We start from the raw sequence: 15,637 nt of genomic DNA, 5'->3' as shown, positions 1-15,637 counted from the left end.
CTGTGGCGGTTTTGTTCGTGGGGCTCTTCTTTTTTTATCGGCGGCCCGGGGGGGGGGGGCCCCCCCCCCGGATACCCGGGGGGCCCCCCCGCCGCCGTGCGCAACTACCCTCCTGCCGGACCGAGTCGTCCGGTGAGGCTGGAGAAGGGCGGGCCGTTGTACATCGCGTGAGACACCCCGAGTGCTGATCTGTCGCGCGTCGCACCTGTGCGCCGTGCTGCTTTCCGCTGCGGACTTCTCACACTGAAACCGGTGTACTTCTGTGCTCAACGACTGGGTCGTCATGCCCACCTGCCTGCCGCTCGTCCTCCGCCGCTGCCACGCGTGCGGGGGCGGGCGCTTCCGGGCGAACGGCAAATTCCGCGCCAACGCCCATCACAAGCTCATCGACGCCTGGCTCCTCGTGCTCTGCACCACCTGCGGGGACACCGCGAAGCTCACGGTCTTCGAGCGCACGCGCGTGCGCTCGGTACGGCCCGAGCTGCTGGACCGGCTGCACGGCAACGACCCCGCCCTGGCGGCGGAGTTGCTCCAGGATCCGGGCGTCCGGCGCCGTAATCGCGTCGCCCTCGACTGGGACGGCGCCTGGCGCCTCGACACGGGCGGGTCGGACCACCTGGACCGCGAGGTGATCGACGTCTCGGTCCGCTTCGCCGCCCCGGTCCCCGTGCGGCCGGTGCGGCTGATCGCCGAGGGGTGCGGTCTCTCCCGGGCCGAGGTCGAGAGGCTGGCCGCGGAGGGGAAGGTCGTCTCGGCGGTCCGGCTGGGCGCCAGACTCACCGGCGACTTCACCTTCACGCTCAAGCGCTGAGGCCGCTGAGGCCGCTGAGGTCACTGAGGTCACTGAGGCCGCTGCGGCCACTGAGGCGGCCGACGCCCCCCGGCAGCCGCGCCGAGACCCGGTCACGATTGGGTCTCGGCGCGGCACCACCCCTTGCCCCAAGCCCCTGTAATCGTTTCCAATCCTTCGTGTAATCGATTCCACGAGGAGGTGGAAACGGCGATGGCGAGCATCAAGGACGTCGCCGCCGAGGCGGGCGTCTCCGTCGCGACGGTCTCGCGCGCGCTCAACGGCCACCCGTCGGTCAGCGCCGCCGCACGCCGGCGCGTACTGGCCGCCGTCGAGACGCTGGGCTACCGCCCGAACGCCGTCGCCCGGTCGCTGCGCACCGCCCAGACCCGCACCCTCGGCCTGGTCATCAGCGACGTCATGAACCCGTACTTCACCGAACTGGCCCGCTCCGTCGAGGAGGAGGCCCGCGCGCTCGGCTACAGCGTCATCATCGGCAACGCCGACGAGCGGCCCGATCTCCAGGATCACCATGTGACGACGCTGCTGGACCGCCGGATCGACGGTCTCCTCGTCTCCCCCACCGACGGCGGCTCCCCGCACATGCTGGCCGCCGCGCGGGCCGGGACGCCGATGGTCTTCGTCGACCGGTGGATCCCCGGCGTGGACGTCCCCGTCGTCAGGTCGGACGGGCGGGCCGCCGTACGGGACCTCGTCGCCCACCTGTACGGGCTCGGGCACCGCCGGCTCGCGATCATCGCCGGGCCCGCCGCCACCACCACCGGCCGCGAGCGCGTCGACGCCTTCCGCGAGGCGCTCGGCGCGTACGGGCTGCCCCTCCCCGGCGCCTACATCGGGCAGGGCGACTTCCAGGCCGACAGCGGCCGCCGGGTCACCGAGGGCTTCCTCGACCTGCCCGAGCCGCCCGAGGTGGTCTTCGCCGCCGACAACCTGATGGCGCTCGGCGCGCTGGATGCCGTACGGGCGCGGGGTCTTCGGGTCCCCGAGGACATCGCGCTCGCCGCGTTCGACGACATCCCGTGGTTCGTGCACACCGATCCGCCGGTCACCGCGATCGCCCAGCCCACGGGCGACCTCGGGCGGGCCGCCGTACGCGCGCTCGTCGACCGGATCGAGGGGCGGACCGGCGAGTCCGTCACCCTCCCCGCGCGGCTCGTCGTCCGCCGCTCCTGCGGTGAGGCGGCGGCCCCGCACTCCCCGTCCCCGTCCCCCGTACGAAGGAGTACGCCGTGAGCAGCCGCAGTCCGGACGAGTTGCTGCGCATCGAGGGCATCCGCAAGACCTTCCCCGGCGTGGTCGCGCTCGACAGCGTCGACTTCGACCTGCGCCGGGGCGAGGTGCATGTGCTGCTCGGTGAGAACGGCGCGGGCAAGAGCACACTCATCAAGATGCTCTCCGGCGCCTACACCCCCGACGCCGGGCGGATCCTGGCCGGTGGCGAGGAGGTGCGCATCCACGGTGCGCAGGACTCCGAGCGCCTCGGGATCGCCACCATCTACCAGGAGTTCAACCTCGTCCCCGATCTGACGGTCGCCGAGAACATCTTCCTGGGGCGGCAGCCGCGCCGCCTGGGAATGATCGACCGGAAGAAGATGGACGCGGACGCCCAGGTGCTGCTCAAGCGGGTCGGCCTGAGCGTGTCGCCCCGCGCGCGTGTGCGGGAACTCGGCATCGCGCGGCTCCAGATGGTCGAGATCGCCAAGGCGCTCAGCCTGAACGCGCGCGTGCTCATCATGGACGAGCCGACCGCCGTGCTGACCTCCGAGGAGGTCGAGAAGCTGTTCGCCATCGTGCGGCGGCTGCGCGAGGACGGCGTCGGGATCGTGTTCATCACGCACCACCTGGAGGAGATCGCCGCCCTCGGCGACCGCGTCACCGTCATCCGGGACGGGCGCAGCGTCGGCCAGGTGCCCGCCTCCACCCCCGAGGACGAGCTGGTACGGCTCATGGTCGGGCGGTCGATCGAGCAGCAGTACCCGCGCGAACGCACCGACACCGGCGAGGCGCTGCTCAAGGTGGAGGGGCTGACCCGGGACGGCGTCTTCCACGACGTCGGTTTCGAGGTGCGGGCCGGCGAGGTCGTCGGCATCGCGGGCCTCGTCGGCGCCGGGCGGACCGAGGTGGTGCGCGCGGTGTTCGGCGCCGACCCCTACGACGCCGGGACCGTGCACGTAGCGGGCGCGCCGCTGCGGCGGCACGACGTGAACGCCGCCATGGCCGCCGGGATCGGGCTGGTGCCCGAGGACCGCAAGGGTCAGGGGCTCGTCCTGGACGCGTCCGTCGAGGAGAACCTCGGGCTCGTCACCCTGCGGACCACCTCCCGGGCGGGGCTCGTCGACCTCAAGGGCCAGCACGCGTCGGCGGAGCGGATCGCCGGGCAGCTCGGTGTGCGGATGGCCGGTCTCGGCCAGCACGTGCGCACCCTCTCCGGCGGCAACCAGCAGAAGGTCGTCATCGGCAAGTGGCTGCTGGCGAACACCAAGGTGCTCATCCTCGACGAGCCGACGCGGGGCATCGACGTCGGCGCCAAGGTCGAGATCTACCAGCTCGTCAACGAACTGACGGCCGCCGGTGCCGCCGTGCTCATGATCTCCAGCGATCTGCCCGAGGTACTCGGCATGAGCGATCGCGTGGTCGTCATGGCGCAGGGGCGGGTCGCCGGTGAACTCCCCGCCGAGCGGGCCACCCAGGACGCCGTCATGGCGCTCGCCGTCAGCACCCCCCACACCGATGGAACCGGAACGGAGGCCGACCGTGGCCACTGACACGCTCAAGAGCAAGCCGGGCGCGCAGGGCGCCTCGGGCGGTGTGCGCCGCCTGCTGCTGGAGAACGGCGCGCTGACCGCGCTGATCGTCCTCGTCGTCGCCATGTCGGCGCTCTCCGGGGACTTCCTGACCGCCGACAACCTGCTCAACGTCGGCGTCCAGGCGGCCGTGACGGCGATCCTCGCCTTCGGTGTCACCTTCGTCATCGTCTCGGCGGGCATCGACCTGTCGGTCGGCTCGGTCGCCGCGCTGTCGGCCACCGTGCTGGCCTGGAGCGCCACCGAGGCAGGGATACCGGTCGCGCTCGCGGTGCTGCTGTCCGTCGCGACGGGCATCGCCTGCGGTCTGGTGAACGGTTTCCTGATCTCGTATGGGAAGCTGCCGCCGTTCATCGCGACGCTCGCCATGCTGTCGGTCGGGCGCGGTCTGTCGCTGGTCATCTCGCAGGGCTCGCCCATCGCCTTCCCGGACTCCGTCTCCCACCTCGGTGACACGCTCGGCGGGTGGCTGCCCGTGCCGGTGCTGGTGATGATCGTGATGGGGCTGATCACCGCGTTCGTCCTCGGGCGGACCTACATCGGCCGCTCCATGTACGCCATCGGCGGCAACGAGGAGGCCGCGCGGCTGTCCGGGCTGCGGGTGAAGCGGCAGAAGCTTGCCATCTACGCCTTCTCCGGCCTGTTCGCCGCCGCCGCGGGCATCGTGCTCGCCTCCCGGCTCTCCTCCGCGCAGCCGCAGGCCGCGCAGGGCTACGAACTGGACGCCATCGCCGCCGTCGTCATCGGCGGTGCCTCGCTGGCGGGCGGCACCGGCAAGGCGTCGGGCACGCTGATCGGCGCGCTGATCCTCGCGGTGCTGCGCAACGGCCTCAACCTGCTGTCCGTCTCCGCGTTCTGGCAGCAGGTCGTCATCGGTGTCGTCATCGCGCTGGCGGTGCTCCTGGACACCCTGCGGCGCAAGGCCGGCGCGACCACTCCGGCGGCCGGGACCTCCGGCGGCGGGAACCGGGGCAAGCAGGCACTGACGTACGTGATCGCGGCGGTCGTCGCCGTCGCGGTGGTCGGCGCGACCTCGCTGCTGCACAACGGTTCCTCGGGCGGCAAGTCGCAGAAGGTCGGCCTGTCGCTGTCGACGCTCAACAACCCGTTCTTCGTCCAGATCCGGGACGGCGCGGAGGAGCAGGCGAAGAAGCTGGGCGTGGACCTGACCGTCACGGACGCGCAGAACGACGCCTCCCAGCAGGCGAACCAGTTGCAGAACTTCACCAGCGAGGGCCTGTCCTCGATCATCGTCAACCCGGTGGACTCGGACGCCGCGGGCCCCTCGGTGCGTACGGCGAACAAGGACGACATCCCCGTCATCGCCGTGGACCGCGGTGTCAACGACGCCGAGACCGCCGCGCTGGTCGCCTCCGACAACGTCGAGGGCGGTGAGCTGGGCGCCAAGGCCCTCGCCGAGAAGCTCGGCGGCAAGGGCACGATCGCCATCCTCCAGGGCCAGGCCGGCACCTCCGCCAGCCGGGAGCGCGGGGCGGGCTTCGCGGCCGGCCTCAAGGAGTACCCGGGGATCAAGGTGGTCGCCAAGCAGCCCGCGGACTTCGACCGCACCAAGGGTCTGGACGTGATGACCAACCTGCTCCAGGCGCACCCGGACATCGACGGTGTCTTCGCGGAGAACGACGAGATGGCGCTCGGCGCGATCAAGGCGCTGGGTTCCAAGGCCGGGAAGTCGGTCCAGGTCGTCGGCTTCGACGGCACGCCGGACGGGCTGAAGGCGGTCCAGGAGGGCACGTTGTTCGCGTCCGTCGCGCAGCAGCCGAAGGAACTGGGCAGGATCGCCGTACAGAACGCGCTGCGGGCGGCCGAGGACAAGAAGGTGGAGCAGACGGTGAAGGTGCCCGTGAAGGTGGTCACCAAGGAGAACGTGGCCGGCTTCGAGGGCTGACACGGGCGCGGCCCGGGACTCGGATTCACTCGATCGGAGAACGACTGATGTACGACTACGACCTCCTGGTCGTGGGGTCGGCCAACGCCGACCTCGTGATCGGCGTGGAACGGCGGCCGGGCGCCGGGGAGACGGTGCTCGGCTCCGACCTGTCCGTCCACCCGGGAGGCAAGGGCGGGAACCAGGCGGTGGCCGCCGCCCGGCTCGGCGCCCGTACGGCCCTGCTGGCCCGGGTCGGCGACGACGGCCACGGGCGGCTGCTCCTCGACTCGCAGCGCGCGGCCGGTGTCGACACGGTCGGCGTGCTGGTGGGCGGCGCCCCGACCGGCGTCGCGCTGATCACCGTCGACCCGTCGGGGGACAACAGCATCGTGGTCTCGCCGGGTGCCAACGGCCGGCTGACGCCGGGCGACGTCCGCGCGGCCGGCAGCCTCTTCCACGCCTCCCAGGTGGTCTCCACGCAGTTGGAGATCCCGCTGGAGACGGTCGTGGAGGTGGTCCGGAGTCTGGCGCCGGACAGCCGCTTCGTGCTGAACCCGTCGCCGCCGCGCCCGCTGCCGCCGGAGGTCCTCGCGGCCTGCGACCCGCTGATCGTCAACGAGCACGAGGCGAAGGTGATCCTCGGCGACGCCCTGGTCAGCGAGCGCCCCGAGGACTGGGCCCGCATCCTGCTGGCCAAGGGCCCGCGTTCGGTGGTCGTGACCCTGGGCGCCGAGGGCGCGCTGGTGGCGTCGGGCGCGGGCGTCTCGCGGGTGCCGTCGGTGAAGGTGGACGCCGTGGACACGACGGGCGCGGGCGACGCGTTCACCGCGGCGCTGGCCTGGCGGCTCGGCACCGGCGACTCACTCGCCGAGGCGGCGGCGTACGCGGCCCGGGTGGGCGCGGCGGCGGTCACGAAGGCGGGGGCGCAGGAGTCGTACCCGACGGCGGCGGAGGCCGAGGCGCTGTGAAGAGGGCCGGGATACTCAACCGCCACCTCGCGGGCGCGCTCGCCGAACTCGGGCACGGGGACGGGGTCCTGGTGTGCGACGCGGGCATGCCCATCCCGAACGGCCCGCGCGTCGTCGACCTGGCCTTCCGCGCCGGGGTGCCGTCCTTCGCGGAGGTGCTGGACGGTCTGCTCGCCGAGCTGGTCGTGGAGGACGCGGTGGCGGCGACGGAGGTGCGGCAGGCCAACACCGACGCCGCGGCACTGCTCGACGGCCACTTCCCCGGCCTGGCCCTGGTCCCGCACGAGCGGCTCAAGGAGCTGTCGGCGGGTGCGCGCCTGATCGTCCGCACCGGCGAGGCCCGGCCGTACGCGAACGTGCTGCTGCGGTGCGGGGTCTTCTTCTGACGGATGCGCCCGAAAACTTTGAGAGGGCCCGGTCGCGACCGGGCCCTCTCGGGTTTCCCCTCCCCTTCAGAACCCCACGGATCCCCCCCCGGGTCCCCCCACAGGGGTTCTGATGCCAAGTACGACCCGCGGGACGCGGAAAGGGTTGCACGCGTCACCGTGATTTATTTTTCCGGCTCGGCGTCCCCCGCGTGCGCGGCGAACCGGGCCGCCGTCTCGGCCAGTACCTCGCGTCCGTCGCGCGCCCACAGGGCCTCGTTGAAGAGTTCGACCTCGATGGGGCCGGTGTATCCGGCCGTCTCCACGTAGTTCTTCCACTCGCGCATGTCGATCGCGCCGTCGCCGATCTGGCCGCGGCCGTTGAGGACGCCCTCGGGCAGGGGGGTGGTCCAGTCGGCGAGCTGGAAGGTGTGGATGCGGCCGCCCGCCCCGGCCCGGGCGATCTGCTCGGGCGCCCGGTCGTCCCACCAGATGTGGTACGTGTCGACGGTGACGCCGACCTGGTGGGCGGGGAAGCGTTCGGCCAGGTCCAGGGCCTGGGCGAGGGTGGAGACCACGCAGCGGTCCGAGGCGTACATCGGGTGCAGCGGCTCGATGGCGAGGCGTACGCCGTGCTGCTCGGCGTAGGGGGCGAGTTCGGCGAGCGCGTCCGCGATGCGTTCACGGGCGGCGCGCAGGTCCTTGTGGCCGGCCGGGAGGCCGCCGGAGACCAGGACGAGGGTGTCGGTGCCGAGGGCGGCGGCCTCGTCGACGGCGCGGCGGTTGTCGGCCAGGGCGGCGGCGCGCTCGTCCGGGTCGACGGCCGTGAGGAAGCCGCCGCGGCACAGGGTGGTGACGGTCAGGCCCGCGTCGCGGACCAGCTTGGCCGCCGCCTCGACGCCGTACGCCTGGACCGGTTCGCGCCACAGGCCGACGTTGCCGATGCCCAGGTCGCGGCAGGCGGTGGTCAGTTCGGGCAGCGTCAGCTGCTTGACCGTCATCTGGTTGATGCTGAAGCGGGTCAGGTCGGGGGCGGGACGGGTGTCGCTCACTGGGTGACTCCGTACAGGTCGAGCAGGGTCCGCATGCGCTCCTCGGCGAGTTTCGGGTCCGGGAACAGGCCGAGGCTGTCCGCGAGTTCGTAGGCGCGGGCGAGGTGCGGCAGGGAGCGGGCCGACTGGAGGCCGCCGACCATCGTGAAGTGGCTCTGGTGGCCGGCCAGCCAGGCCAGGAACACCACGCCCGTCTTGTAGTAGCGGGTGGGGCTCTGGAAGAGGTGGCGGGAGAGTTCGACGGTGGGGTCGAGGAGGGCGCGGAAACCCTCCGTGTCGCCGGTGTCCAGGTGGCGGACCGCCTCGGCGGCCAGCGGGCCCAGGGGGTCGAAGATGCCGAGCAGGGCGTGGCTGAAGCCCTGCTCGTCGCCCGCGATCAGCTCCGGGTAGTTGAAGTCGTCGCCGGTGTAGCAGCGCACGCCCCGCGGGAGGCGGCGGCGCAGGTCGATCTCGCGCTGGGCGTCCAGGAGGGAGACCTTGATGCCGTCGACCTTGTCGGGGTGGGCGGCGATGACCTCCAGGAAGGTGTCCGTCGCCGCGTCGAGGTCGGACGAGCCCCAGTAGCCCTCCAGGGCCGGGTCGAACATCGGGCCCAGCCAGTGCAGGACGACCGGTTCGGCGGACTGGCGGAGGAGGTGGCCGTAGACCTCCAGGTAGTCGTCCGGGCCCTTCGCGGTCGCGCCGAGGGCGCGGGAGGCCATCAGGATGGCCTGGGCGCCCGACTCCTCGACGAGGGCGAGCTGTTCCTCGTAGGCCCCGCGGACGTCTGCCAGGGTGCCGGTGGTGGTCAGCTGGTCCGTGCCTACTCCGCACGCGATGCGGCCGCCGGTCGCCCTCGCCTCGGCGGCGGAGCGGCGGATCAGCTCGGCCGCCGTGGCCCAGTCCAGGCCCATGCCGCGCTGGGCGGTGTCCATCGCCTCGGCGACGCCGAGTCCGTGGGACCACAGGTGGCGGCGGAAGGCGAGGGTGGCGTCCCAGTCGACGGCGGCGGGCGAGTCGGGGGTGGTGTCCGCGAACGGGTCGGCGACCACGTGCGCCGCCGAGAAGACCGTACGGGAGGTGAAAGCGCTTCCCGCTCCGTCCCGGGTGACGGCGAGGGGCTCGGTGCGCGGTTCGTGGGCGCGCAGGGTGCCGTCCGCGCCCGGCAGGTGGAGGGTCACAGCGAGATCTCCGGTACGTCGAGGCGGCGGCCCTCCGCCGAGGACCTCAGGCCCAGTTCGGCGAGCTGGACGCCGCGGGCGCCGGCCAGCAGGTCCCAGTGGTAGGGGGCGTCGGCGTAGACGTGCTTGAGGAACAGCTCCCACTGGGCCTTGAAGCCGTTGTCGAAGTCGCCGTTGTCCGGGACCTCCTGCCACTGGTCGCGGAAGGCCTCGGTGGCGGGGATGTCCGGGTTCCAGACCGGCTTGGGGGTGGCGGAGCGGTGCTGGACGCGGCAGTTGCGCAGGCCCGCGACGGCCGAGCCCTCGGTGCCGTCGACCTGGAACTCGACCAGTTCGTCGCGGTTGACGCGCACCGCCCAGGAGGAGTTGATCTGGGCGATCGCGCCGCCGTCCAGCTCGAAGACGCCGTAGGCGGCGTCGTCGGCGGTGGCGTCGTAGGGCTTGCCGTTCTCGTCCCAGCGCTGCGGGACGTGGGTGGCGGTGAGGGCCTGCACGGACTTCACGCGGCCGAACAGCTCGTGCAGGACGTACTCCCAGTGCGGGAACATGTCGACGACGATGCCGCCGCCGTCCTCGGTGCGGTAGTTCCACGAGGGGCGCTGGGCCTCCTGCCAGTCGCCCTCGAAGACCCAGTAGCCGAACTCGCCGCGCACGGACAGGATCCGGCCGAAGAAGCCGCCGTCGATGAGGCGCTTGAGCTTGAGCAGGCCGGGGAGGAAGAGCTTGTCCTGGACGACGCCGTGCCGGACGCCCTTCGCGTTGGCGAGGCGGGCGAGGTCGAGGGCTCCGTCCAGGCCGGTGGCGGTGGGCTTCTCGGTGTAGATGTGCTTGCCCGCGGCGATCGCCTTCTTGATCGCCTCCTCGCGGGCCGAGGTGACCTGGGCGTCGAAGTAGACGTCGACGCTGTCGTCGGCCAGGACCGCGTCCAGGTCCGTGGAGACGTGGTCGAGTCCGTGCCGTTCGGCGAGCGCCTTCAGCGCGTGTTCGCGGCGGCCGACCAGGACCGGCTCCGGCCACAGCACGGTGCCGTCGCCGAGGTCGAGGCCGCCCTGTTCGCGGAGGGCCAGGATGGAGCGGACGAGGTGCTGGCGGTAGCCCATGCGCCCGGTCACGCCGTTCATGGCGATACGCACCGTCTTGCGTGTCACGTCATTCCCTTCGTACGAGCCATACGTCCTACAGCAAGCGCTTTCTATACAGAACGAAGCTAGCCTGTGAACGGTGGTCTGGACAAGACCGCGATTCGGGTGAGTTGTTCGAGGGGGCGAACGACGACGCGTGGTGGCCGTAGGGTCACCGCGACGGCGTTCGGCTCACGCGCGATGCGGAGGACGAGGACATGACGGTGACACTTGCGGACGTGGCGGCCCGCGCCCAGGTCTCCCCCGCGACGGTGTCGCGCGTGCTGAACGGGAACTATCCGGTGGCCGCCACCACCCGGGAGCGGGTGTTGAAGGCGGTCGACGAGCTGGACTACGTGCTCAACGGCCCGGCGAGCGCCCTGGCCGCGGCCACGTCCGACCTGGTCGGCATCCTGGTCAACGACATCGCCGACCCCTTCTTCGGCATCATGGCCGGCGCCATCCAGTCCGAGATCGGCGGGCCGGGCGGCAGAGCGGGCGGCGAGCGGCTCGCGGTGGTCTGCAACACCGGCGGCTCCCCGGAGCGCGAGCTGACCTACCTCACCCTGCTGCAACGGCAGCGCGCGGCGGCCGTCGTGCTGACCGGCGGGGCGATGGAGGACGCGGCGCACCAGGCGGCGGTGGGGGCGAAGCTGCGGAAGCTGACGGAGGCCGGGACGCGGGTGGTGCTGTGCGGGCGGCCACCGGCGCCGGAGACCGGGGCCATCGCGCTGACCTTCGACAACCGCGGGGGCGGCCGGGAGCTGACCGAGCACCTGCTCGGGCTCGGGCACCGCCGGCTCGGCTACATCGCCGGCCCCCAGGAGCGGACCACGACCCGGCACCGACTGGAGGGCCACCGGGCGGCTCTCGCCGCGCACGGCGTCGAGGAGGACCCCCGCTGGACGGTCCACGGCCGCTACGACCGGCAGTCCGGTTACGAGGCGACGCTGGAACTCCTGCGCAGGGATCCGTCCCTGACGGCTGTCGTGGCCGCGAACGACTCCGTCGCGCTGGGGGCGTGCGCGGCGCTGCGGGACTCGGGGCTGCGGATTCCGGACGACGTGTCCGTGGCCGGCTTCGACGACCTGCCGTTCAGCATCGACGCGGTGCCCGCGCTGACGACGGTCCGGCTGCCGCTGGCGGAGGCGGGGGCTCGGGCGGGGCGGGTGGCGATGGGGCGGGAGGAGGCGCCGGCCGGGGGGATCGCTACGGTGCGGGGGGAGTTGATGGTGCGGGGGTCCTCCGGGGGGCCGCGGGGGTAGGTGCCGTGGGGGTCTCGAGGGCCCGGGTGGGCGTGGGCACGGTTGAGGGTTGGACCCCCGTGCCCTCTCGCGACAGGTTCGAACGATGCCATGCGCGGCAGCGCCTGGCGGCACCTACCTGACAGCGGACGCACACCATCATTTAGATGCCAATTCTTTACTCACTGCACTACAACCGTTTCCGTGTGTGACACACATCATGACCCTTCTTTACCGGTTGCCACTTTCCATCCGATTTCTGAGATGGACGCGCCCGCCAACCCTTCGCTTCTATAAGGATCTTGAACTGCAGGCGGGTGGCGAAGATTTCCTCCGGTCGGCTTCTGCCGACCATCGGCCTCTAGGACTGTGATGAGACGACGCAGCGCATTGCCAGACCTTCGGAGCACCGCAGCCGCCGTCGGTGCCCCGTCATGCGCCGCGTGGTGCCGACCACATGGAGCTCGCCGACTGCGCGAGCGAGGGGAACCCGCCGGGCGGCCCCTCGCCCCCGCTGACCGTCTCCGTCGGTTCTTCCCGGCACCGTCACTGCTTCAACGCGGATTGAGGACTCCTATGTTTCGTATGCCGTATCCCGCCCGGGTCACCGCTGTGTCCGCAGCCGTCCTCGCGAGCGCATTGGTATCCCCGCCGGCTCATGCCGCCGTGGGCGACCCTGCCACTGACGCGAAGCTGGACTTCACCGCCCGTCTGACGATCGGCACCGACTTCCGGGCATGCTCGGGTGCGCTGGTGAACCCGCAGTGGGTGCTCACCGCAGCCAGCTGTTTCGCGGACGGAGCCGGCGCTGTCGCTGCTGGAAAGCCCGCCCAGCTCACCAGAGCCACCGTGGGCCGGGCCGACTCCACCATCGCCAACGGCTACGTGCGTGAGGTCGTCGAGCTCGTCCCGCACTCGAACCGCGACATGGTCCTCGCACGGCTGGACAAGGCCGTTCCCGACATCGCGCCGGTCCGTCTGGCGTCCGGTGCACCGAGCGCGGGCGCAACGCTCACGGCGGTCGGCTTCGGGCGTACGAAGGACCAATGGGTGCCCACCCGGCGCCATCAGGGCTCCTTCTCCGTCACGTCGGCCACCGCCGATGCCATCAACGTCACGGGCCAGGGGGGCGACGCCATATGCGCTGGTGACGCCGGCGGCCCTCTGCTGCAGGACAAGAACGGCACCTTGCAGCTGGTTGGCATCAACAGCCGCTCCATGCAGGGTGGCTGCTTCGGCTCGGAGTCGACCAGTACGGATGCCATCGCGTCAGCGAGCGACACGGCCTTCATCACACAGACCGTCAACCGTGACCTCGGCACCGGCAACCTGAGCGACCTGGTGGCCTCCGCCGACTTCAACAGCGACGGCCGCACCGACGTCGCCGCCGTCCTGGACGACGGGTCCCTGCACGCCTTCTACACCAAGCCCGACGGGACCCTGGAGTACGGGCGCGAACTGTGGAACGACAAGACCTGGAGCCCGATGGTGCAGATCATCGGCGGCGACTTCAACGACGACGGTAACGGTGACATCGCCGCCGTGCGCAGCGACGGCACCCTGCACCTGTACACGGGCACCGCCACCGGCATCCTGAACAAGAGCAAGCCCATGTGGCACGACACGTCGTGGAAGACGATCAAGCAGGTCACCCGTTTCACGCTCAACGGCCGTGACGGCCTGGTCGCCCAGTGGGGCGACGGCAGCCTCTACGGCTACTACACCGGCGCCGACGGCGTGCTGACCGGCGAGAAGATCAAGATGTGGCCGGACGCCACCTGGGGCAAGACCCGCCTCACCGGAACCGCCGACATCAACGCCGACGGCCGTGACGACCTCGTCGCGGTCCGCGAGGACGGCAGCCTGAACTGGTACGCGGGCAACACCGCGGGCGGTCTGGACGCCGCCCGCAAGCTGTGGCCCGACAACACCTGGACCCCCATGAAGCGCATCATCGGCGGCGACTTCAACGGCGACACCAAGGGCGATGTCGCCGCCGTCGGTGGTCAGGGCACGCTGCTCCTGTACACCGGCACCGGCACCGGCACCCTCAACAAGGGCGTTGCCATGCGCCCCGCGCCGTAACAGTCCCATCCAGTCGTCGGCGTGCCTCCCGTCCATCCAGGGCGGGCCAAGCACGCTTCTGTCACAGAAGCCCGAGCTGAACGTGCGTACCGGCAGCAATCAATTGAACTCCGCCATACCGCGCGTTGCTCTGACACAGGGGCCGTTTCACGCGAGTGACGGCCCCTTGTTCAGCCGTCGCCCGGCGTCCCGCAGCGCCTCACCCACTGCTCGCGGGCCCACTCGGCAGCGCTGTCCGCTGCCCTGGAAGTGGCCACCGACGCCCCCGAGGCGGGTGAGACCCTGCGCCGCAGGAGCAGTGAAGCCGAGTTGACCGCCATCCACAGCCGTTCCTGGCGGGGCGGGTGCTTCAGTGCGGTTGGGATCTCTTCGTGACGTGTAAGGACCTGGGTCGGCTGCACTTCGCCGACGTCGACGGTGACCGCAAGTGGCCCGCGCCCGTGAGGCAGCGGGCCACGAGTTGAAGGATCTCCTCAGAGGCGCTCGACGTGCGGAGCCCGCCGACCGGCCGCGGTGGGGGTGGTGAAAGTCGTGCCGACTCCCGACGTGCCGGTCACTGGAACAGCTCGATGTGGGGGTGGGTCGGGTCGGCCGGGCAGGCGTGGAGCTGGAGGTTGTTACCGCCGGTGATGTCGATCAGGGTGAAGTTGGCGTCCTCCGCGCCCAGATGATGCGGGGCCGGGGTCGTCCGGTCCTCGTCGGCGATCCATGTCTCGCTGCCGCCGTCCCATTCCGAGGAGGCGATGGTGAGGAGCGGCACCTCTTCGGTGCCGCACTCGGGGCAGGAGCGGTTGACGGGATCGGTGGGGCTCCAGCGGGTCCAGCCGCCGGTCTTCCAACCGGGGGCGGTGGAGAGGTTGTTCAGATAGAGCTCGCCCGGGTCGTCCGCGTACGTGTTGTACCGCGCGGGGACGATCGTCTCCCAGCGGCTCATGTCGTCCAACAGGTCCCGATGCTCATCGCTCAGTTCCGACGGGTTGGGATAGTCGGTGGCCTGCTCCGGTGAGAACAGGCACGGCTCCGGGAGGTAGTGCATGGACTGGATGATCGGCGGCTCGGGCGATGCGTCGAGGACGTCAGTGACGGTGGTGGCGGAGCGCCAGAAGAGGGCCGTACGGGGATGGGCGGCCTTCTCGTGGTCGAAGGGGCACCACAGGACCTGGAGGAGGTCCGCGTCGGGTGGGCACGTAAAGGGGATGTCTCGAGCGTAGAGCTGGGCGACGGGGAGGAGGGGGATCGGGCCGTCAAACCACGGGCGCCCCTCGCGGAACCGCTTCGCGGCCACCAGTTCCTCGGGTGTGACTGCGGGTGCCTGGGGGTCGAGGCGCAGCCGCTCGGCCACTGCCTCCTGCCTGCGGCGAAAGAGCCGGACGTCGTCCGGGGAGTGCACCGCGCTCGTCGCGCGGCTGTCGTGCGGCTCGTCGCAGTACGGCCATGGCTCGTCGGCGGGCCACAGCAGCGGCCCGCCGACAGAGCTGTCGTGCACCGTCGGCGACCCCGGCCGCGGGTGCAGCCGGGTCGCCGTGCGCGCCAGCGGGGCCAGCTCAGGGAAGAGTGCGGCGATGTCGAACGGCCGCGGTGGGGTCCTGAAACTCATGTCGGCTCCCGGTGGCGCGATCTGGGTGAAATCAGTTACCGAGGTTGTGCAACCCAGTGCTGGTGTAGGTGTTGGTGACGTAGACGTTCGGGAACAGTTCCTCGGTTGTCCCGTTCGCCCGTTGGATCGTCGCCCTCATCGTGACACCGGTCGGGACGGTGCTGTTCGCGTACCTATAGACGGGCGTCACCTCGTAGAAAATCGCGTCGGCCGGCCCGAAGAGGGCGATATCGCCCTCGACCAGGTCCTCGGCCATCTTCTCGTACGTCCGCATGCTGGGCGTACCTGTGTTCATCCCGCTCTGCCAGCAGGGGACGAGGTTGCGCCGCGTGAGCTCGCTCGTACCCTTTCCGCCGAGGACGCTCGGGATGAGATGGCACCGGGACTGGTCGTAGGTGAGGCCGTTCGCCTGCCTCTGCGAGACGGTGATGCTCCAGAGCCTGCCATGTCCGAACGGCCCGGGCGCCCGAGAGTGCAGCGCGAGGCCAGCCGGGCAGGCTGGGAGGGTCCGATCGGCGACACCCTGTTCACGCGGAGGAGTG

13 protein-coding genes are annotated in these 15,637 nt (G+C 71.1%); 8 read left to right on the top strand and 5 right to left on the bottom strand.

Going from position 1 to position 15,637, the window contains the following annotated elements; all coding sequences use genetic code 11:
• The first annotated feature begins 262 nt into the window (after positions 1-262).
• The 6 genes from ACFC1X_RS04420 to rbsD all read left to right on the top strand — a co-directional run bounded on the left by ACFC1X_RS04420 (position 263) and on the right by rbsD (position 6,857).
• On the top strand, positions 263-811 hold the full coding sequence (locus ACFC1X_RS04420; protein WP_376348696.1) for a DUF1062 domain-containing protein: 549 nt from the start codon (positions 263-265) through the stop codon (positions 809-811).
• Between the two features lie 192 nt (positions 812-1,003).
• Positions 1,004-2,044, top strand: coding sequence for a LacI family DNA-binding transcriptional regulator (locus ACFC1X_RS04415; RefSeq protein ID WP_376348694.1), 1,041 nt, complete (start codon positions 1,004-1,006; stop codon positions 2,042-2,044).
• Positions 2,041-3,576: a sugar ABC transporter ATP-binding protein gene (locus tag ACFC1X_RS04410; protein WP_376348692.1), complete on the top strand. Its 1,536-nt coding sequence runs from the start codon at positions 2,041-2,043 to the stop codon at positions 3,574-3,576. Before ACFC1X_RS04415 ends, ACFC1X_RS04410 begins: the two co-directional genes overlap by 4 nt.
• Positions 3,566-5,521, top strand: a complete 1,956-nt coding sequence (locus ACFC1X_RS04405) for a substrate-binding domain-containing protein (RefSeq protein ID WP_376348690.1) — start codon at positions 3,566-3,568, stop codon at positions 5,519-5,521. The genes ACFC1X_RS04410 and ACFC1X_RS04405 overlap by 11 nt, the downstream gene beginning before the upstream one ends.
• A 47-nt stretch (positions 5,522-5,568) precedes the next feature.
• A complete protein-coding gene (locus ACFC1X_RS04400) occupies positions 5,569-6,471 on the top strand; it encodes a ribokinase (protein ID WP_376348689.1) in 903 nt (300 codons plus the stop codon).
• A complete protein-coding gene (rbsD, locus tag ACFC1X_RS04395) occupies positions 6,468-6,857 on the top strand; it encodes a D-ribose pyranase (protein WP_376348687.1) in 390 nt (129 codons plus the stop codon). Before ACFC1X_RS04400 ends, rbsD begins: the two co-directional genes overlap by 4 nt.
• A gap of 164 nt (positions 6,858-7,021) precedes the next feature.
• On the opposite strand, the gene ACFC1X_RS04390 is transcribed toward rbsD, so the two are convergent.
• Genes ACFC1X_RS04390 through ACFC1X_RS04380 form a run of 3 tightly spaced genes read right to left on the bottom strand, consistent with a single transcriptional unit; the run spans position 7,022 to position 10,196 of the window.
• A complete protein-coding gene (locus ACFC1X_RS04390) occupies positions 7,022-7,837 on the bottom strand; it encodes a sugar phosphate isomerase/epimerase family protein (protein ID WP_376349753.1) in 816 nt (271 codons plus the stop codon).
• A 47-nt stretch (positions 7,838-7,884) separates the two neighbouring features.
• Positions 7,885-9,048, bottom strand: a complete 1,164-nt coding sequence (locus tag ACFC1X_RS04385) for a dihydrodipicolinate synthase family protein (RefSeq protein WP_376348685.1) — start codon at positions 9,046-9,048, stop codon at positions 7,885-7,887.
• Positions 9,045-10,196: a Gfo/Idh/MocA family protein gene (locus ACFC1X_RS04380; protein ID WP_161326844.1), complete on the bottom strand. Its 1,152-nt coding sequence runs from the start codon at positions 10,194-10,196 to the stop codon at positions 9,045-9,047. The genes ACFC1X_RS04385 and ACFC1X_RS04380 overlap by 4 nt, the downstream gene beginning before the upstream one ends.
• 191 nt (positions 10,197-10,387) lie before the next feature.
• Between ACFC1X_RS04380 and ACFC1X_RS04375 the strand changes: the two genes are divergently transcribed.
• Entirely contained in the window at positions 10,388-11,434 is a 1,047-nt protein-coding gene (locus ACFC1X_RS04375; protein ID WP_376348682.1) for a LacI family DNA-binding transcriptional regulator, read from the top strand.
• Positions 11,435-11,989: 555 nt separating this feature from the next.
• On the top strand, positions 11,990-13,498 hold the full coding sequence (locus tag ACFC1X_RS04370) for a trypsin-like serine protease (protein WP_376348681.1): 1,509 nt from the start codon (positions 11,990-11,992) through the stop codon (positions 13,496-13,498).
• Between the two features lie 553 nt (positions 13,499-14,051).
• Here the strand turns inward: ACFC1X_RS04370 and ACFC1X_RS04365 are convergent.
• Positions 14,052-15,095 carry a hypothetical protein gene (locus tag ACFC1X_RS04365; protein ID WP_376348679.1) on the bottom strand — a complete coding sequence of 348 codons (1,044 nt, stop codon included), beginning with the start codon at positions 15,093-15,095 and terminating at the stop codon, positions 14,052-14,054.
• Positions 15,096-15,126: 31 nt separating this feature from the next.
• Positions 15,127-15,465, bottom strand: a complete 339-nt coding sequence (locus tag ACFC1X_RS04360) for a hypothetical protein (protein ID WP_376349752.1) — start codon at positions 15,463-15,465, stop codon at positions 15,127-15,129.
• Positions 15,466-15,637: the final 172 nt, after the last annotated feature.

The sequence above is a fragment of the Streptomyces sp. NPDC056128 genome (genome assembly GCF_042263835.1).
In the GTDB taxonomy this organism is placed as follows: domain Bacteria; phylum Actinomycetota; class Actinomycetes; order Streptomycetales; family Streptomycetaceae; genus Streptomyces.
This window is presented reverse-complemented; position numbering and strand designations above follow the sequence as displayed.

Coding starts and splice junctions, on each gene's coding strand:
- ACFC1X_RS04415 (WP_376348694.1), top strand. CDS start 1,004: ATGGCGAGCATCAAGGACGTCGCCGCCGAGGCGGGCGTCTCCGTCGCG.
- ACFC1X_RS04375 (WP_376348682.1), top strand. CDS start 10,388: ATGACGGTGACACTTGCGGACGTGGCGGCCCGCGCCCAGGTCTCCCCC.
- ACFC1X_RS04365 (WP_376348679.1), bottom strand. CDS start 15,095: ATGAGTTTCAGGACCCCACCGCGGCCGTTCGACATCGCCGCACTCTTC.
- ACFC1X_RS04390 (WP_376349753.1), bottom strand. CDS start 7,837: ATGACGGTCAAGCAGCTGACGCTGCCCGAACTGACCACCGCCTGCCGC.
- ACFC1X_RS04370 (WP_376348681.1), top strand. CDS start 11,990: ATGTTTCGTATGCCGTATCCCGCCCGGGTCACCGCTGTGTCCGCAGCC.
- ACFC1X_RS04400 (WP_376348689.1), top strand. CDS start 5,569: ATGTACGACTACGACCTCCTGGTCGTGGGGTCGGCCAACGCCGACCTC.